The 18,426-nt window shown below is 43.3% G+C and carries 16 protein-coding genes; 4 read left to right on the forward strand and 12 right to left on the reverse strand.

Translation table 11 applies throughout. From position 1 onward, the window contains the following. Positions 1-49: 49 nt before the first annotated feature. The 8 genes from DS742_RS06820 to DS742_RS06855 are packed head-to-tail and all read right to left on the reverse strand — an operon-like array spanning position 50 to position 6,669. Positions 50-868 (reverse strand): TIGR03943 family putative permease subunit, encoded by an 819-nt coding sequence (locus tag DS742_RS06820; protein ID WP_117416242.1) that lies wholly within the window; start codon positions 866-868, stop codon positions 50-52. Beyond that, positions 865-2,412: a permease gene (locus DS742_RS06825; RefSeq protein WP_117416243.1), complete on the reverse strand. Its 1,548-nt coding sequence runs from the start codon at positions 2,410-2,412 to the stop codon at positions 865-867. The genes DS742_RS06820 and DS742_RS06825 overlap by 4 nt, the downstream gene beginning before the upstream one ends. 3 nt (positions 2,413-2,415) lie before the next feature. Continuing rightward, positions 2,416-3,378, reverse strand: coding sequence for a CobW family GTP-binding protein (locus DS742_RS06830; RefSeq protein WP_117416244.1), 963 nt, complete (start codon positions 3,376-3,378; stop codon positions 2,416-2,418). 22 nt (positions 3,379-3,400) lie between these two features. Beyond that, positions 3,401-4,207 carry a metal ABC transporter permease gene (locus DS742_RS06835; RefSeq protein WP_117416245.1) on the reverse strand — a complete coding sequence of 269 codons (807 nt, stop codon included), beginning with the start codon at positions 4,205-4,207 and terminating at the stop codon, positions 3,401-3,403. Next, on the reverse strand, positions 4,194-4,901 hold the full coding sequence (locus DS742_RS06840) for a metal ABC transporter ATP-binding protein (RefSeq protein WP_117416246.1): 708 nt from the start codon (positions 4,899-4,901) through the stop codon (positions 4,194-4,196). The genes DS742_RS06835 and DS742_RS06840 overlap by 14 nt, the downstream gene beginning before the upstream one ends. A gap of 19 nt (positions 4,902-4,920) precedes the next feature. Continuing rightward, positions 4,921-5,871, reverse strand: a complete 951-nt coding sequence (locus DS742_RS06845) for a metal ABC transporter substrate-binding protein (protein WP_117416247.1) — start codon at positions 5,869-5,871, stop codon at positions 4,921-4,923. Between the two features lie 54 nt (positions 5,872-5,925). After that, positions 5,926-6,237: an AraC family transcriptional regulator gene (locus DS742_RS06850; protein WP_117416248.1), complete on the reverse strand. Its 312-nt coding sequence runs from the start codon at positions 6,235-6,237 to the stop codon at positions 5,926-5,928. 24 nt (positions 6,238-6,261) lie between these two features. Then, positions 6,262-6,669, reverse strand: coding sequence for a Fur family transcriptional regulator (locus tag DS742_RS06855; RefSeq protein WP_117416249.1), 408 nt, complete (start codon positions 6,667-6,669; stop codon positions 6,262-6,264). A 207-nt stretch (positions 6,670-6,876) separates the two neighbouring features. On the opposite strand from DS742_RS06855, the gene DS742_RS06860 reads away from it, so the two are divergent. Together DS742_RS06860 and DS742_RS06865 are read left to right on the forward strand one after the other, a co-directional pair. Next, on the forward strand, positions 6,877-8,685 hold the full coding sequence (locus DS742_RS06860) for an aminotransferase class I/II-fold pyridoxal phosphate-dependent enzyme (protein WP_117416250.1): 1,809 nt from the start codon (positions 6,877-6,879) through the stop codon (positions 8,683-8,685). A gap of 18 nt (positions 8,686-8,703) precedes the next feature. Further along, the gene (locus DS742_RS06865; protein ID WP_117416251.1) at positions 8,704-9,282 is read left to right on the forward strand and encodes a class I SAM-dependent methyltransferase; all 579 of its coding nucleotides are present in this window, start codon (positions 8,704-8,706) and stop codon (positions 9,280-9,282) included. 80 nt (positions 9,283-9,362) lie between these two features. Here DS742_RS06865 and aspS read toward each other — a convergent pair whose 3' ends face one another. Then, the gene (aspS, locus tag DS742_RS06870; protein ID WP_117416252.1) at positions 9,363-10,688 is read right to left on the reverse strand and encodes an aspartate--tRNA(Asn) ligase; all 1,326 of its coding nucleotides are present in this window, start codon (positions 10,686-10,688) and stop codon (positions 9,363-9,365) included. A gap of 358 nt (positions 10,689-11,046) precedes the next feature. Further along, complete coding sequence (locus tag DS742_RS06875) at positions 11,047-11,502, reverse strand: NUDIX hydrolase (RefSeq protein WP_242996419.1); 456 nt, start codon at positions 11,500-11,502, stop codon at positions 11,047-11,049. A 387-nt stretch (positions 11,503-11,889) separates the two neighbouring features. On the opposite strand from DS742_RS06875, the gene DS742_RS06880 reads away from it, so the two are divergent. Then, positions 11,890-13,077: a tyrosine-type recombinase/integrase gene (locus tag DS742_RS06880; protein WP_117416253.1), complete on the forward strand. Its 1,188-nt coding sequence runs from the start codon at positions 11,890-11,892 to the stop codon at positions 13,075-13,077. 177 nt (positions 13,078-13,254) lie between these two features. Next, positions 13,255-15,006: a methyl-accepting chemotaxis protein gene (locus DS742_RS06885; protein WP_117416254.1), complete on the forward strand. Its 1,752-nt coding sequence runs from the start codon at positions 13,255-13,257 to the stop codon at positions 15,004-15,006. A gap of 55 nt (positions 15,007-15,061) precedes the next feature. Here the strand turns inward: DS742_RS06885 and DS742_RS06890 are convergent, their stop codons facing one another. Further along, entirely contained in the window at positions 15,062-16,942 is a 1,881-nt protein-coding gene (locus tag DS742_RS06890) for an ABC-F family ATP-binding cassette domain-containing protein (RefSeq protein ID WP_117416255.1), read from the reverse strand. A gap of 94 nt (positions 16,943-17,036) precedes the next feature. After that, positions 17,037-18,338, reverse strand: coding sequence for a DUF1576 domain-containing protein (locus DS742_RS06895; RefSeq protein ID WP_117416256.1), 1,302 nt, complete (start codon positions 18,336-18,338; stop codon positions 17,037-17,039). Positions 18,339-18,426: the final 88 nt, after the last annotated feature.

Genomic DNA, 18,426 nt, shown 5'->3' on the forward strand with positions numbered 1-18,426 from the left:
AAACCAAAACAGGAGAAGCATGCATTCACGCACCTTTCTCCTGTTTTCATCAGTAATTAGGGTAAACATACTCCTGCTGCGGTTTCTCCGCTGCCGCCATAGTTTCCGCATCAATGGTGGGATATCCGTCTTTTACCGACAGCTTTCCGGTAACCGTCACCCAGTCATTTTCTTTAAAGCTCAGCCCTTTTGAGTCATATGCCATCAGCCCCATAGGCGCCATATCGGCAGAACAGCACCACATAGACAGACGGACCAGGGCGAATTCATTTTCCTGCCGGTTTTCCAGATCCAGAAATACAAACCCCTTCATGGTAACTGTATATCCCTGGTATTTGTCTGCATGCGCTCCAAGCTCTGTCATCCACGCATAATAATCATCGTCTGCAATGGTAATCGTTCTGGCATTCTCATCAAGCCCGTTCAAGCCGGCACTGTCATCCGGTTCTTCCGCAGCTGTTTCATCTTCATAATAATCAAATCCACTTGTTTCCTGTTCACTGGCACTGTAATCGATCCCATCACCGCCCGAAGAAGAACCAGGTATACTGGAACTGGAATAGTTCTTAATCACCGCACTTCCTGCAGGAGGGGCTGGCGGTACTGTTAATATCAGAATCGGGATTCCAAGAACAAGACAATGAAACAGCCTGCCCTTATATTTCGGGCGGAAAATCTTCCCTGCTCCCATGGCGGCCCACAGTACCATAAGTGCAGACAGGCCATATAAATAAGGCTTCATTCTCGGCGTCACATAAGAGAGATAACCGCCTGTAACAGTCAGCCGGAAAAGCTGAAATCCAAAAAGCAGATAACAGGCAGACTCCGTCAATGCCTGAACATTGATTCCTTTCCCTTTCAGCTTCATATCCGGATCCCTCCGCTTCCAAGCAATGCAAACATACCCACAACACCAAAGCAAATCAGGAATGTTGTAACAAAAAGACGGACAATAAATTTTTTCTCAAATCCGCCAAGAAGCATTGCTCCATTTTTCAAATCAATCATGGGACCAAACACCAGAAATCCCATCAGCGCCCCTGCCGGGAAAACACCTGCCATGGTTCTTGCCACCACCGCATCCGATGAAGAACACAAAGACAGGATAAATGCCATTGCCATCATAAACGCCACCGAACCCAGAATCGGAATTCCAGCTCCCGACCGGGTCATTCCCGGCCAGACTTCCTGCAGTACAGTGGAAACAAAAATACCGGTAAGCAGATATTTCCCAACTGTAAAAAATTCATTCTGGGCGTGACGCATCATGAGAAAAAAGCGGGAAGCTTTCGTCTCATCCGCCGCAGGGATCTCATAATCTCCGTACGTTTCTCCTCCCTGTATGGACGGATCCGCTAACAGTATCTTTTGGGGCTGGGATACAAGATAAGTAAGACCAGTCAAAACTGCACATAAAATCCCCAGACCGCATCTGGCTGCAATAATCTTAAGGTTTCCATTAAAGGCATACCAGGTAGACAGAATCACCACCGGGTTAATCACCGGGGATACCAGCATAAAGGTAACTGCTGCAGACAGTGGTACTCCCTTTTTTACAAGACCCTTAAAAACCGGTACGGAAGCACAGTCACAAACCGGAAGACAAAATCCGGCCGCAATGGCAAAGAGCTGCCCCAGAACCACATTCTTTGGAAACTTACTCCGGATCCAGTCTGCAGGCACGTAAACCTGAATAGCAGAAGAAAGCAGCACTCCGATAACAAGAAAGGGCACCGCCTGTAAAAACACACCCAGAAACAACGTGACAAATGATCCCAGGAACGAATTTGCAATCAGATAAATTATGGCCGCAGCTGCAGCCAAAAGCAGCAGCAGCTGAGATTTCACTTCATACCGGAACATATTTTTCTTAATACGGTCCCATTTTCCCTCTGTAAATACACGGATATCCGGATTAATGTGGAAAAGTGCCTGGGCACTCTGCTCCGCCTTTTTCAAATCCTCTGTTCTTAAATATGCCATATCACTGGCTGCGATCTGGGACATGGAAATCAGACCGGAGTCTGTGATCCTGAGCTTCAGCTCTTTTTCCTCTCCCACATAAACAACCTTTTCCACATTGATGGCCGGTTTCATGTGAAATTGCAGAAACATCTCCTCAAATTTGTGAAAATGCTCCATTCCATTCCACTCAATCAAGATTAAATCGGCAGGATCAGCCAGAATCTCTTCGCAAATCGAGTCAGCCACCAAAAACGGTGACTCCTCTATTTCTGCCTTAGAATAATAAAGGGAGCGCACGCCTTCCCCTTCGGCAAGGGGCGTATCGCCCCGTTCAAATTGAATCACCAGGACTTCCTGTTCAGAAAGTTCTTCCCGGATTAACCGGTTTATCAGCGTTGTTTTGCCGGAATCAAGAAATCCTGTGATTACCCATGCAGGAACCACCATGCGTCATTCTCCTTTAAACAATGTTATGATCTGCTGTTCCTTTATTCCTGTTCCTATGAAACACACACTGTTTCCCTCTCCCCGGTAACTTTGAATCTTAAGCATACCGGGTATGTAATGAAAAGAAATGCTTCCCTCCGGACCTTTCACAATCCCTTTTCCTCTGAGAATCATTCCATCTGCCTGTCCGGTTACCCTGTTGATTTTCACCTTCAGTTCGGCTTCTGACAGAAGTTCATCACACGCAAAGGTAACTGATGAAAAGATCTCTCTGGCAAAATGAAACAGGGGACGTACGGCAGATTCTCCCTTTCCACCGGAACGGATCTTCCGGTTCAAAGCGGCGGGCTTATTAAGCTCTTCCTGTAAGGTCTCCGCCAAAGTTACCCGTTTTCCTTCAAGAAATATCTCTGCAGGAATGCTGTCCCAGAAATCCGCTTCAATTCTGGCCTCAGGATTCAGTTTCCTGATTTTCCCCATAACGCCTTCTGTCTCTCCTGCTTTTTCGCTTATATGGCTTAAAAGAATTAAATCACCGAACTGAATCTGGTTGATGAACACTTCTCCGAAATTTTCTCTGTATTTATCAAAATTCATCACATCTACCACAGTGATGCAGCGGCAAATCTTCACAATGTCCTTCCGGTTCATGCACACCTTAATGATGTCCGACAGCCGCCCCGCTCCGGACGGCTCTACTATAATCACATCAGGTGCATATTCCTCTGCAATCTGCCCCATGGCTCTGTTAAAATCTCCGGTCAGACTGCAGCAGATACACCCTGAATTTAAGCTGGTCACAGTTAAACTGTCACCTTTTAAAAGCTCCGCATCGATTTCGGAATCACCGAAATCATTTTCAATCACTACAACCTTCCGGTTCTGAAAAACAGCGGGGACCATCGTCTGAATCAATGTGGTCTTACCTGCCCCCAGAAAGCCGGAAATGATATACAAATCTATCATCTTATCTACTCCTTATCGTGACCTAGCCTTTCACTCCGAGCAGCTTCTTTCCAATAAATATAAGCAGAAGAAAAACGACCCCCACTAATACAATGGTTCCTCCCGGTTTTAATCCCAGATAATAGGCCGCAAAAAGGCCGATTATCATAAATATCACATCAAAACCGATGGCATAAAGAACCGTCTGCCTGTAATTTTTTGAAAACTGCATGGAACAGGCTGTGGGAATTACCATCATGGAAGAAACAATTAACGCTCCTACGGTCCTTGCCGCAATGGATACTGTAACCGCTGTTAATACGGTAAATATAAAATTCACTATTTTTACCGGAACTCCGGCAAGTCTGGCACTCCTCTCATCAAGAGCGATATAAAACAGCTCCTTATAAAGGAGTAAAAACAGCAGGAGTACCGTTAAGGACACTCCAATCACCAGAAACATCTCCATATCGCTGATTGCTACAATACTGCCAAACAGAAAGCTGTTAAAATTGGCAGAATTCTTCACAAAACCGGAAAGCACACCTGCCAGACCGATTCCTGCAGACATGATAATTGCAATGGACATTTCTGAATAACGGGGCAGTTTTCTCCGTATGGCCTCGATTCCAAGGGCTGCCATGATACAGGCAGCCACAGCTCCGGCTACCGGATTGATCCCCATTATAAGCCCGAAGGCAACTCCGGCAAGGGAAGTATGGGAAAGTGCATCTCCGATCATGGAAAGCCTTTTTAAGACAATCACGACACCGATACAGGGAATCACCATAGCAAGCAGGATTCCGACCACAAAGGCCCTCTGCATAAAGGCATAATTAAATATCTCCATCAAAGCCAGCCTCCCCCGGAATTGTTATTTGTCTCATTACGCCGTTCTCCAGACGAAAGATGGTATCCGCCAGTCCAGCCAGCCGCTTCCGGTCATGTGTTACCATAAAAACAGTCATATGATCATCGCGATTGAAATTCTTTATCAGGCGGTAGAACTCTTCCGTATTCTTTTCATCCACACCGGTGGTCGGCTCGTCAAGAATCAGAAGATGAGGCCTGTTAACCAGGGCTCTCGCCAGCAGAACCCGCTGCTGCTGTCCGCCTGAAAGCTTTCCGATCAGGCGCTTTCTGTAAGGTTCCATTCCCACCTCGCAGAGCGCTTCCGTCACTTTTTCCTTCTCTTTTTTTCCTGCAAAACGAAAAAGCCCGATCTGGCTGTATAAATTTGCCTGAATGATCTCCTCAACAGAGGCCGGAAAGTCTTTGTAGGCATCCATTCCGTTCTGGGGAACATACCCCACTTCCTTCCAGTCACCAAACTGACGGATGTCCTTTCCCAGCATTTGAAAGCTTCCTGTTTCTCCGGTTAAAGACAACTCACCCAAAAGTATCCGGATCAGCGTACTCTTCCCCGCTCCATTATCACCGGTGAGTGCGGCAAAACCGCCTTGGGGAACCGTTAGATCCACTCCGTTTAAAACCCGTGTGCCTCCATAGGAAAATGTCAATCCTTTCATTTCAATCGCGTTCACATGCTTACTCCTGTCCTTTTTATTCCAGCGCTTCTTTTAATACGGTAAGATTCTTCTCCATAACAGAAAAGTAATCATCCCCATCTTTTAACTGTTCATCCGTCAGTCCTTCTAAAGGATTTAAAACCTCTGTTTTTGCGCCGGTTTCTTTTGCAATGGTCTCCGCCACTTTAGGGCTGACCAGATCTTCAAAGAATATGGTTTTTACTTTATTTTCCTTAACAAAGTCAATGACTTCAGCCATTCTTGCAGGATCTGGCTCTGAATCCGGTGACAGTCCCTCAATGCCCATCTGAGTCAGTCCATAAGCATTGCAAAGATATCCGAATGCCTCATGGGCAACGACTACCGACTTGTTCGGAAGAGGAGACAAGGTGTCTTTAAATTTCTTATCCAGCTCGTCAAATTTACCGGCATAGGTTTCATAATTAGCCTGGTAGTATGCTTCGTTCTCCGGATCTGCCTTCACAAAGGCATCCTTGATATTCTCCATCTCTTTTTTCGCGTTCACCGGGCTGAGCCATACATGAGGGTCAAATTCTCCGTGTTCCTCACTTTCAGCTTCCTGGCTTTCCCCCTCCTCACGTTCGTGCCCCTTCATTAAAGTGATTCCCGAAGATGCCTCTGCAACAGTCAGATTTTTATTTTTAAGAGTTTTTAACACATCCTCCGCCCAGTGTTCCATTCCGGCTCCGCTGTATACAAATACATCGGCTTTTTCCAGACTTGTGATATCCTTTGTTGCCGGTTCCCAGTCGTGAGGCTCTGTTCCTGCCGGAACCATATTGGTAACATCTACTTTATCCCCGCCTATTTTCACGGCAAAATCATACATCGGATAAAAGCTTGCCATTACACTCAGCTTTCCGCTGTTATCTGCTTCCTTTTTTTGTCCGCAGCCTGATAACAGTGCTGCAGAAACTGCAGCTGTAAAAAGAACTGCTTTCACTGTTCTGTTTGTCTTATTCATTTATAAAATCCTCCGGTTTTTTATTTTTTCTGATCCCTGTATGTATCATCATATTCAATTATCCATACGGATCTTTAAATCCACCAGAGAAACCGGACACAGAAAACGTCCTGCAAAATAAGGCAGTACTGTATATTTTGTAATCTGGCAGGAAACAGCCGCCACTGCAGCTGTTCCGATTGCCTCAGAAATAACGCTGATCGCCGAAATACATATCTCAAGCTCGTGGCAGACACTGCAATGTCTGCCTGTGCATTCGTGGGAAAGATGGGTGAATACAAAAAACGAGGAGCTCCATAAAACCACTGTGAGGATCAAAGCTGTCACAAGGGCTGCCCATTGTCTGAGATTGAATCTGCCTTTCATAATAAATCCTTTCTTACCTGTCTGTTACTGCTGGCATCCGCTGCAATAGCCATAAAGCACCATGTGCTTCTGGTCCAGCTTAAATCCATGATCTTCATGGATATGGCGGTAAAATTCATCAAGCCTTGAGCATTCCAGGGGAATCATGGATCCGCATTTTAAACAGACAAGCTTTCCTACATTCCTGTTTATTTCCTCACCAATATATCGAAACTGGGCCTTCGACCCGTCAACAGACGGAATCTTTACAACCACTCCATCCTCACATAAACGTTCCAGGGCACGGTATACCGTAGTCTGTCCTACATGAATCCCGTCCTTTCGAAGACGTTCCATAAATTCTTCCACTGTACAGAATATTTCTTTTTGTTTTTTTAAGCAGCTAACAATCATTTCCTGCTGCCTGGTCCGGTATCTTCCACGTTCTGCCATATTCATCCCCTATTTTCGAAATCAGAAATCATTTTCATATTATAGCACTCTTCCATTAAATGTCAAGGCGAATTCGAAAACCATTTTCTATTTCCATTGATAAAATTCATCTTTTACCTCTCCATGCTCTTGACAATTGATTTTTAAACTGCTATTATGTTCATAAATTTAGAAATATTTTACTTTTTGAACAAAAAGGAGGAGCCTATGCAAGCAATCATCCTGGCTGCCGGTATGGGACGGCGACTGAAACAGTTAACCGAGCATCAGCCCAAATGTATGGTACCCGTCAACAAAATTCCGCTAATTGAACGAATGTTAAAGCAGCTTGACCAATATGATCTGGAAAAGATCATTCTTGTGACTGGTCACAAGGGGGAGCTACTGCGTACCTATGTGGAATCCCTTTCTCTTCATACTCCGGTAGTTTTTATTGATAATCCGGTTTATGAAACAACCAACAATATCTACTCACTTTATCTGGCAAAGGAGTATCTCCTGGAAGATGACACTCTGCTCCTGGAATCAGACCTGATATTTGAACAGGAAGTATTAACCCAGATCATTAAGGACCCACGTCCCAATCTGGCCCTGACCGCTCCCTTTGAAAGCTGGATGGACGGTACGGTGGTGCTCATAGACCAGCAGGACAATATCATGAAGTTTTTAACCAGAAAAGACTTCCGCTTTGAAGACATCCATTCCTATTATAAAACGGTTAACATATACAAATTCAGCCAGAACTTCTCCTCCACCCATTATGTTCCCTTCTTAGAGGCATACAGCAAGGCATTAGGAAATAATGCCTACTATGAGCAGGTCCTGAAAGTCATCTCCCTTCTGGATGATCACGATTTAAAAGCCTCCCGTTTGGAAAATGGATTCTGGTACGAAATCGATGACGAACAGGATCTGGATATTGCGGAATCCATTTTCACAGACTCCCAAAGCAGACTGCTCCGCCTGTCCGAGCGGTACGGAGGATACTGGCGCTATCCGGGACTGTTGGATTTCTGCTATCTGGTAAATCCCTATTTTCCTAACAGCCGTCTCATGGGAGAGATCAAAGCCAGTTTTGAGATACTGACAACCAGCTATCCTTCGGGACTGGATATCAACAATCTCCTTGCCGCAAAGTCTCTGGGACTTGATAAAAACCAGGTATTAACAGGAAATGGAGCCACGGAACTGATCAAGCCCCTTCTTCGCAGTTTTAAAAAACCGGTTGGTGTCCTCCGCCCTTCTTTCTCGGAATATGAAAACTGCGCTGGTTCTGCTATCCCGTATCCCATACCCACCAGGGATTTCACTTATACGGCACAGGATCTCATGGATTTTTACAGTGACAGGGAAATTGACGCTCTGGTTTTAGTGAACCCGGATAATCCGACAGGAAATTACATAAAAAAAGAAGATGTTCTTAAACTCGTACGGTTTTGCGGGGAAAGAAACGCTCTGCTGATTCTGGATGAATCATTTCTGGATTTTTCAGATAAGGAAGAAACACCGTCACTTATGACACCGGAGCTGTTAAACGCCAACCAGAATCTGGTTCTCATAAAAAGTATATCAAAATCCTACGGTGTACCGGGATTGCGGCTTGGAATCATGGCCTGTGCCAATCCGGATATTATCGCTCTTGTACGCAAAGAGCTTCCCATCTGGAACATCAATTCTCTTGCGGAATATTTTCTTCAGATATTTGAAAAGTACCAGGGGGATTACCACGATGCCTTAAAGCAGTTTCAGGAGACGAAAGATGAGATGTACGGAATGCTGGGCCACATAAGACAGCTGACCTTATACCCGTCCCAGGCTAATTTCATTCTCTGCGAAGTAAAGGACGGCTGCTCTGCCCATCAGATTGCCGAACTGCTTTTAAACCGCTACAACATTCTTGTGAAGGATCTCTCCCATAAACCGGGAATGGAAGGCAGAGAATGTATCCGGATTGCAGTCAGAACCAAAGAGGATAATAAACGTCTATGCGACGCTTTAAAACATATATTACGATAATTTCAGGAGGTAATCAAGATGAATGCACAGGAAACAGCAAACGAAACATGGAAACAGATTTGGGTAAGAAAAGGAAAGGCAGAAGGAAATGACTTACTCTCCTTTGACGGCTACGAGGCAACTCAGGTGGATATGGAGGAAGTGGCCCGTCAGATTACGAAACGGCTGGATATAAAAAAAGGTGACAAAGTTCTGGAAGTAGGCTGCGGTGCAGGTGCAATTGCCCAATACTTAGACTGTGACTACACAGGTATTGATTATTCCCACACACTGGTGAAAAAACATATTGAAATACTTCATAATTCCGTTTTGACCGGAGAAGCTGCAGATCTGCCATTTAAAGACCATTCCTTTGATAAGGTGATCTGCTACGGAGTTTATCTCTATTTTGATGATAAGGAATATGCAAAAAAAGCAACAAATGAGCTGTTAAGAGTTGCAAGAAAGAGCGTGCTCATCGGCGAACTCCCCATTCGTTCCCACCGCAAAGAGCATCTTCTTTTTACGAAGGATGAATTTAAAGGCTGGGAAATCAGCGACGGTTTCTACGATCCTTACAGAAATGACCGTTTTAATGCAATTTTCCGCCACGTTTAATAATTATAGAAGAAACTATTTTTATAAGCCCCGTCTGATGAAAGTGCGGGGCTTATAAAACAGTGATCTTAGGGACCGGCTTATGGCGTGACCCGGTTTAAATCTCTTGGGAAAAGGGACGACAGGCGCACATTGTCCTGATCAAGCAGTCTTCCTGTAAAACGTTCCAGCCCCAGGCCCAGACCTCCATGAGGCGGCATTCCATATTTATGCATCATCAGATAACTTTCAAATAAATCTGTATTCATTCCCCGGCTTCTCATTTTATTTAACTGCTCCTCATAAGAATGAATCCTCTGACCTCCGGTCGTAATTTCCAGACCTTTAAACAGTAAGTCAAAGCTTTCCGTCTCTTCCTGATTTTCTTCACTGTCCATGGCATAAAAAGGTCTTTTCCTGCTGGGATAATGAGTGACAAATACAAAGTCGCTTCCTGTTTCTTTTTTTATGAGCTGAGAAAGTAATTTTTCCTCTTCCGGCTCAAAGTCATCATAGTCGGCAATTGGTCTGTTAAATTTTTTAGAAATCAGTTCTTTCGCCTCCATAAATTTAATTGCCGGGATTTCGTTTATATAAGGTAGTTTTGCGTTTAAAATCTTCCGTTCCTCTTCATAACCGGATTCCAGCACTTCCATCACATGACGAAGCATTCCTGTTTCCATTTCCATGATATCTTCAAAGCTTCTGATATATCCCATTTCAAAATCTACACTGGTATATTCATTAAGGTGTCTGGAAGTATCATGCTTTTCAGCCCGGAATACCGGCGCAATCTCAAAAACCCGTTCATAAACTCCCACCATCATCTGCTTATAAAACTGGGGACTTTGAGCCAGATATGCCTCCTTGCCAAAATAATCAAAGCGGAAGATATTAGCTCCTCCTTCGGCACCTGCATGAACAATTTTCGGCGAATGGATCTCTGTAAATTTCTCCTGTTTCAGAAATTCACGTATTCCCAGGGTGATTCCCTCCTGCAATAAAAATATAGCCCGTTCTCTTTCATTGCGCAGTGTCACTGGTCTGAAATTCAGGAGATTTTCCAGGGAAGTATCCACCCGTTTATTATTAATAACAATGGGAATCTGCTGAACCGGCTTTGATAAGATTTCCATATCCAGCAGCTGAAGTTCAAAACCCGTTTTAGACCGTTCTTCCGGGATGACCTGTGCCGTTACAGTCACGCAGCTCTCTTCGGCCAGATCTTCCAGCTCAAACAGGGAATATTCTCTGCTGTAAATGCATTGGACTACTTTTCTTTTTGTTCTTAACAGGATAAAGGCAAACCCGCTCATTTTTCTGATTTTATAGATACTTCCATGAATTTTTATCTTTTCCCCAAGATGACTGGTCAGATTCTCAGCTTCTAAAGTTTCATTCTCTATATTTCCAACAATAATTTTCATAAATTTTTCCTCCTGGATTTATGGGATACAAGATTAAAACTGCCCCTTTCCATCCATAAGGACATCATCCATATGCCCCACACGATCACCACCTCTCATGATTGCCCGTGTGGGTAAAAAAATAGAACCACACGGATCAATTACCTTCACCAATGCGGTCCAGATTATAATTCTTTCCACATAGGCACAGCAACGAAAGCGCCTGCACCTATGATTACTCAAAGATACAAGCGCTATCAATCGTCGTCCCTATTCAACACGGAAATTTGTTGATTACGATTCATCATAGCCACCTCTGCTGTTATATTAATAGTAAACAGATTATCACAGATAATAAAACATGTCAAATGCAATTTCTTTATAGTATAAATCCCAGTTCTTTTGCCTTTTCCATCAGTACTGGCTGAATAAGGGGATAGGTCCAGCGTTCCGGTAACTGCTCTGTCATGATTATTTCTGAAATTTCATGATGCAGCTCTCCTTCAAAGGAATAAATTTCTGCAAAATAAAGCATTCCAAGGCTTTCTTCCTCCAGATACTCTCCATCTCTGGTTTCACCGCAGACGGAATATACGCATAACGGAGTCAGATCGTATTCCACTGCACCAGTCTCTTCCCTAAGCTCTCTCTTCGCAGTCTCTGTTATATCCTCCAAAGCCTCTCTATGGCCTCCAGGTACTTCGAATGTGTCCCTGTCTTTATGCCTGCAAAAAACCCATTTTCCCTGATTTCTGGAAATAATTACTGCGAATTTCAGCTTTTCATCCTCTGCATCATCATAAAATTTCACCTTTGTCATCCCAAATTCCTGCATCCTTCCTGCTTCCTTTAAACTGCTTCCATCATACCATGAAATAAGCAATAAAAAATGGTAAAATTTAGATATAGCAAATTTCTAAAAAATCGTTATAATGATATCTAATCGTACCATATATCCGGTAGGAATCAGTCCTTATGTACTGATAATATATAATGTTTTTTATATTAAAAAGGCGCAGTTTAACCAAAACCACGCCACCATTTTCAGACTAATTTCGACAAGATTCATTATATAATAACGCATTATTGTTTGTCAATACAAACAAAATTAACGTCGAAAATTGAATTTACATAATCTTTAACGAAGAAATCAAAGCATTTTGGTCAAATATTGAACTATTCGCCGTCAAAAAAAACGTCACTGAAAAGGAGTAATATCAATATGCCTCGCAGAGGAGAAAATATTTATAAGCGCAAAGATGGCCGTTGGGAAGGAAGGCAATTAAAAACCGACGGCAAATATCAGTATTTCTATGGAAAAAGCTATCGTGAAGTAAAAGAAAGAATCAAATCTTATCAGGAAAACGGGAAAAACATTACGAAAAAGGAAATTAAAGCACTTGTTACCGCTTCCTCTCTATTTGAGTTATGGCTCGACAGTGAGATTTCAAAAAGGGTAAAACCATCTACTTACGAAAGCTATTACCATTGCTTAAAAAAGTATATTATTCCTTTTTATATAAGCAGGGATTATAATCAGATCACTGAAAATTCAGTTTTAGAATTTGTAAAATTCATGCATGATGACGATTCTATTTCCCAATCTTACAAAAGAAAAATACTGACGGTTTATAAAACTGCCCTCAGAGAGATATTAAACAATACCAGTGACTCACCTATAATACTAAATCACGTAAAATTTCCAAGAACAGAGCAAAACGAAGTACAGGTTTTTACAATGAAGGAACAATGTCTGATTGAAAAAGCCGTTTTAAGCTGCCCTGACAAGCGGACGCTTGGCATTGTCTTGTGCTTTTACTCGGGAATACGTCTGGGTGAACTCTGTGCATTAAAATGGAGCGATTTTGATTTTGAAAACGGAACATTGTTTATCAGCCGCACTGTATCCCGAACAAAGAATTTTTCTGATAAAGATAATAAAACCATACTGCTGATTGGTACTCCTAAAAGCCGTACTTCCTCAAGAAAGATTCCTCTTCCATCATTTTTAATTATCATTCTTAATGAATATTATAAAATTGGGGGAAAAGATAATTGCTATTTTATGACCGGCAGTGAAATACCCATTGATCCCAGGGCATTTCAGAAGCTATATAAAAAAATACTTAATAAGGCAGGTGTCACTGATCGAAAATTTCATGCGATCCGTCATACGTTTGCTACCCGGGCATTAGAACTGAATGTAGATATCAAAACAATCAGTGATATATTGGGACACTCTAGCGTCTCCATTACTATGAATATTTATGCCCATTCTTTGATGGAACAAAAAAAGATAGCAATTGACCGCTTTAACAATATGCACATGGCCAGCATGGAACCCGGACAATTCGCCGTCATAAATCCCGTCAAAGAGGTGGCATTTCCCAGTAAAACTGCGGATTCCTAAGGTATATGACACAGTTTTGGTTAAACTGCGAAACTCTATGTTCACAAATTAAATCCACGAATGTATAGGAAAAAGTACATTAAAAGTTCATAGTACATCTGTAAGAATTCTTTGGGAGCATAACAGACAGGATCAATCATTTTACTTAACAACAGATAAACTCAGGAGGAATTCAGTATGAAGAAATTCAAGGATTTCAGCATTACAAGAAAGCTTCTCACAGCATTTATCAGTATGATCGTCATCATACTATTTGTGGGAATTGTTGGGATTTTCGGCATGGTCCGAATCAATCAGATGGATACTTATTTATATGAACACCAGACAGCGCCCATACGTGAACTGATCACCGCATCAACCAGCTTAAATCAGATTCGTGCTGACTCCCGCGGAATGATCGTATATGCCGATGATGCGAAGGAGTTAGAAACACTTGAGCAAAATTACAATTCCCATAAGGAAATATTTCAAAAAAACTTTGATCTGTATAAGACAAGTATAACAAATCCTAGTACTATAGCTATTGCAGAAGAATTAAAGCAGCTGTTCACTGATACATATGCACCTGCCATTGAAAAATCAATTACAGAAGCAAAACAGGGGAATTCAAAGGAGTCACTGGCTATAATAACCGGGCAGGAAGATACTATCGCCAAGATATATGAAAACTTTAATAAACTGGTTGACTTACGTATGAAAGCAGCTCAGGATACCAGCCAGAATAATGATAAGACTGCAGCGATTCTGACCCTCCTTCTTATTATTACCGTAATAGCCGGAGCCGGCGCAGCTCTTTATTTGAGCTTTAAGATTTCCGCTATGATCAGCAAACCTATCACTCAGGTAGTTGAGGCCGCGAAAAAGATCGCTCTCGGACATGTGGATGTTGACTTAAATGAAATTGACACCAAAGATGAAACAGGACAGCTTGCAAATGCCTTTAATGAAATGCTTGACGGAATCCGCAAACAGGTATTAATTGCCGAAGAAATCAGCAACGGTGATTTTACTCAGGAGGTTCCGCTTCGTTCCAGTGAAGACATCCTGGGTCTTGCACTACGCAAGATTGAAAATGATTTAAACAAAACTCTTCTCCTGATCAGCACAGCTGCAGAACAGGTCAATACCGGCGCAGAGCAGGTATCCTCCGCAGCCCAGGCACTTGCTTCCGGTTCCACCGAACAGGCTGCAACGGTAGAAGAACTGAATGCATCCATTGCCACCGTAGCAAGACAGGCTGACCAGAATGCAACCAATGTCCGCCTTGCAGCCGGGTATGTACACCAGACCGGGGCCGGAGTGGAAGAAAGCAACAACCACATGCAGAACTTAAACGGTGCCATGGAAAAAATCAGCACTGCTTCCGAAAAGATTTCCAATATTACAAAAGTGATTGAAGACATTGCATTCCAGACAAACATTCTCGCTTTAAACGCTGCAATCGAGGCTGCACGTGCAGGCAATGCAGGAAAAGGATTTGCAGTGGTAGCTGACGAAGTACGGAATCTGGCTACAAAATCTGCAGAAGCTGCCCAGGAAACTGCCACTCTTATTGTACGCTCTGTGGAAGCCGTATCAGAAGGCGGACATATGGCCAGTGAGGCCGCAAGAATACTACGTGAGGTTTCCGAAAAATCCAGACTGGTAGAACAGGCCATTCAGGAAATCGAGAACGCTTCTGCACAGCAGGTAATTGCAATTGAAGAGATTAACCAGGGACTCTCCCAGGTATCTTCCGTTGTCCAGACCAACGCAGCTACTGCAGAAGAAAGCTCCGCTTCCAGTGAAGAGCTGGCAGCCCAGTCCGTGACTCTCCAGCAGGAGGTTGGCAAGTTCAGACTGAAAGGTGATCAGACATTTTCCTCTTATGAATTTAAAGAGACTTCATACCCGGTTAACAGAGACTTCACCAGTTCCGATAAATATTAGTTTTATATGGCAGAGGCAGGGACGGAATCCATTGTGATTCCTGTCCTGCCTCTTTTTATATCAGCACATCCAAAGCCTCTTCAAACCATTCCACACAAAGAGCCGTCCAGGTTTCACAAGCCTCTTCCCGCTGTTGGCTCAGACTTTCGTAGCTTGCTGCATCACTCCAGCCATCACCTGCCCAGAATTCCCTGGATTCCTGCCAGTCCATAAGCAGTTTTTTACAGGCACAGTCCAGTTCTTTTACCCTGTCCTCTGCCTGTAAAAGACGCTCTGTTACAAGCCGCATTTTCCAGTCAGCATAGGCTTCTTCGCTGGATATTTCCTTCAGCCGGTGCCTTTCTGCTTTTGGAACCGCCCGGATCCCCGCAATTAACGCCTGCTCTTCTGCTTTGATCTGCGCGGCGATTTCCTCTCCATATACTCTCCTGCTGCGTTCCAGATAATGAGCGTATTTAAAAGGATAATAAAAAACGGACTGATCTTCAAATATTAATATGGATTCCGCTACCCGGTCAAGAAAATACCGGTCATGGGATACGAACAAAATTGTTCCTGTAAATGCCATAAATGCTGACTCCAGCGTTTCCTTTGCCTGAATATCCATATGATTGGTGGGTTCATCCAGAATAAGAAAGTTGGGTCTGCTCTGTAAAAGCTCCGCCAGAACCAGCCTGGCCTTTTCACCTCCTGAAAGAACACTCACGCGTTTTCCGGCTTCCTTTCCTCCGAATAAATAGGAACCAAGAATGCTGCGAACCTCTTTTTCTGTCAGTACCGGAAACAGATCATGAAAATGATCTGCTACGGTTTTATCCGATTGAATCTCGGAAGACTGCTGGTCAAAATAGCCGATGGTGATCTGATTGCCAAGTGAACAAACCCCGGATAATCCTGGAATCAGACCTGCAGCAGTCTTTAAAAAGGTACTCTTTCCAGCTCCATTTGGTCCAAGAATACCAATCTTCTGCCCTCTGCGTATCCGGAACGTGAGCTCAGCAAGGGGCTTATCATACCCGATTTTTAAATGTTCTGATTCAAATACCCATTTGCTTCCTAAAACAGCTGGCTCAAGAGGGCAGGCAAACAGAGGAATCTCATCTTCCTCCGGCTTTTCCACCGGAACCAGTCTCTCTGCTGCCTTTCTTTTGGCCCGGGCGAATGCAGCCTTATTGGGCTTGTGCTTAAAACGCTCCACCAGGTCATTTAATCTTTTTATCTCTTCCTGCTGCTTTTCATAAGCTTTTTTCTGCAGCCGGATCCGTTTCTTTTTCTCTTCCCTGTACTGCGTATAATTGCCTGGATAACGGGTGAGGGTTTTTCCTGACAGTTCATATACCACGTTAACTGTCTGATCCAGAAAGAAGCGGTCATGGGATACCATCACCACTGCTTTCCCATATCCGTTTAAATACTGCTCCAGCCACTGTACCGTCTGAATATCCAGATGATTGGTGGGCTCGTCTAACAGGAGTATATCCGGTTTCAAAAGAAGATGCCGGATCAGCGCAATTTTAGTCTGCTCTCCCCCTGAAAATTCTGACAGTTTTTTCTTCTTATCTGTTTTTAAAAAACCGAATCCGGTAAACAGTATGTCGTATTCCCGCTCGTATTCAAACCGTTCCTGCGAAAACTCATTAGAAAAAGAGCAGGAAGAGAATATCTCTTCCTCCACTGTCCGCTCTTTCTCCGTAAATGCCTGCTGCTTTAAATATCCGATGGTTAATTTCCTTGCTGCTGTAATGCCGCATTTCTGGCGCTTATCATCCCGGTCCAGCTCCAGTTCACCCGCTATCAGCCTTAAAAGTGTGGTTTTTCCGGCTCCATTGCTTCCGACGACTGCAATCTTTTCATTGCCGTGTATTTCAAAATTTATATTGGACAGAATTACGTTTCCTCCGGCAGAAACCGTTCCTTCTGTAATCTGGTACAGCATAGTTGAATTCCTCTGTTTTTCTTTTTGTCTTATTCTATCACAAAAACGGAATTATACAAGCATCCGGGGAATCAATCTGCGCCACAGCCTGTCCTTAAAGAGAAATATGGGTTTTCGCATGCGCTTTCCTGTCCCGTATGGATTTTAACACAGGTACCAGAAAGGTAGCTATGAGACCTCCTGCAAAACCATTGTTGTAAAGGTTCAGCCCTCCGTAAACGATACCCACATTAAGAGCTGCGGAGGAGTGTAAAAATCCGGCAAGAATTCCGGCACCAACTCCGAATTCACCGGCAATGGGAGCCAGTGTGGTGGAAAGAAGTAGCGCCAGCTGGGCGCTTGGATCGGTAATGCTCCATCTTTTTGTATAACCCCCGATGATAACGCCGATCATAATGGGCAGTATGTTACGGGTGTGCTTTCCAGTTGCGCTGAAGCCAACGATGGTAAAAATCCCGCCGATCGTGGGGCCATTCAAATCTCCTCCCACAATAAGAATGATCAGGGTTGATACAATTCCATTAATTCCCATGTTAAGCAGTGTCGGCGCAAATCCTTCCGTCTTTACATAGTCCGTCCCGCTGATTCCATAGGATTGAAATATTTCCACATATCGTTTCCATACCTGATTCGACAGAAAGAAGGAAAATACGATCATTCCAAAAAATAAGGCAATTAACAGCCTGGAAAACAATAAATTCTGCCCGGTTGACCAGATGAGCCTTTCTTCTATTCTGATCCCATAAGACTTCATAATAGAAACAATAATGGTGGCAATGATTCCGCAGGCAAAGCCTACATTATAAAGAGAATATCCCATATGAGCATAATGGGTATGGGTGGAAAGAGGCGGAAGCACAAACCCAATGCTCATGCCGACAATAATACTTAAAACCAGCCGGACCGCCAGGGGCAGATTACCAATCTGCATGATCTGGGTAATAACCGGAGACAAACAGGTTCCGTAGAATCCCACATAGATATAACGTGTTATGGAAGTTTTGTGATAATAAGAATATAAACAGATTCCCATCATGATAGCCCAGATGTTTAAGATGTTCTTCCCAAACAGCGAAAAGCCAAACATGAGAAAGCTTGAGGTTATGGTATGACCGCTCATATCCATCCCCAGAAAATAGACGATTGCAATGCTTAATAATGTTAATACACCTGCATTAATAAACGCAGCTCCTATGCCTCCTATGGCAATGTAATCCGTAATCAGGAAATCCGGCTCCTGTACGATGGTGATGATTCCCCTCCAGATTTCATCAAACGGCTGCAGGCAAAATCCTGCAACAATAAAATAAATCGGCACCAGGGCAAGAATCTGGAATTTAGTCCGCCTGGAAAGCGGTCTGTAATTTCTGAATCTGAATGATGGTTGTCCTGTCATGTCGTTTTGTTTCCCTCTCCTATGTTAAGTTTTCGTTACAAAACCATTTTATCATTAATAAAAAAGAGGTTCAACTGTTTTTTTTAAG

Origin of the sequence: Lacrimispora amygdalina, assembly GCF_003432035.1 — a bacterium.
GTDB lineage: Bacteria > Bacillota > Clostridia > Lachnospirales > Lachnospiraceae > Lacrimispora > Lacrimispora amygdalina.

Bases quoted from the DNA above. Each gene is read 5' to 3' on its own strand.
- DS742_RS06835 (WP_117416245.1), bottom strand. From the start codon at position 4,207: ATGGAGATATTTAATTATGCCTTTATGCAGAGGGCCTTTGTGGTCGGA.
- DS742_RS06885 (WP_117416254.1), top strand. From the start codon at position 13,255: ATGAAGAAATTCAAGGATTTCAGCATTACAAGAAAGCTTCTCACAGCA.
- DS742_RS06890 (WP_117416255.1), bottom strand. From the start codon at position 16,942: ATGCTGTACCAGATTACAGAAGGAACGGTTTCTGCCGGAGGAAACGTA.
- DS742_RS06850 (WP_117416248.1), bottom strand. From the start codon at position 6,237: ATGAAAGGCAGATTCAATCTCAGACAATGGGCAGCCCTTGTGACAGCT.
- aspS (WP_117416252.1), bottom strand. From the start codon at position 10,688: ATGAAAATTATTGTTGGAAATATAGAGAATGAAACTTTAGAAGCTGAG.
- DS742_RS06830 (WP_117416244.1), bottom strand. From the start codon at position 3,378: ATGATAGATTTGTATATCATTTCCGGCTTTCTGGGGGCAGGTAAGACC.
- DS742_RS06860 (WP_117416250.1), top strand. From the start codon at position 6,877: ATGCAAGCAATCATCCTGGCTGCCGGTATGGGACGGCGACTGAAACAG.
- DS742_RS06895 (WP_117416256.1), bottom strand. From the start codon at position 18,338: ATGACAGGACAACCATCATTCAGATTCAGAAATTACAGACCGCTTTCC.
- DS742_RS06875 (WP_242996419.1), bottom strand. From the start codon at position 11,502: ATGCAGGAATTTGGGATGACAAAGGTGAAATTTTATGATGATGCAGAG.
- DS742_RS06880 (WP_117416253.1), top strand. From the start codon at position 11,890: ATGCCTCGCAGAGGAGAAAATATTTATAAGCGCAAAGATGGCCGTTGG.
- DS742_RS06825 (WP_117416243.1), bottom strand. From the start codon at position 2,412: ATGGTGGTTCCTGCATGGGTAATCACAGGATTTCTTGATTCCGGCAAA.
- DS742_RS06865 (WP_117416251.1), top strand. From the start codon at position 8,704: ATGAATGCACAGGAAACAGCAAACGAAACATGGAAACAGATTTGGGTA.
- DS742_RS06820 (WP_117416242.1), bottom strand. From the start codon at position 868: ATGAAGCTGAAAGGGAAAGGAATCAATGTTCAGGCATTGACGGAGTCT.
- DS742_RS06855 (WP_117416249.1), bottom strand. From the start codon at position 6,669: ATGGCAGAACGTGGAAGATACCGGACCAGGCAGCAGGAAATGATTGTT.
- DS742_RS06845 (WP_117416247.1), bottom strand. From the start codon at position 5,871: ATGAATAAGACAAACAGAACAGTGAAAGCAGTTCTTTTTACAGCTGCA.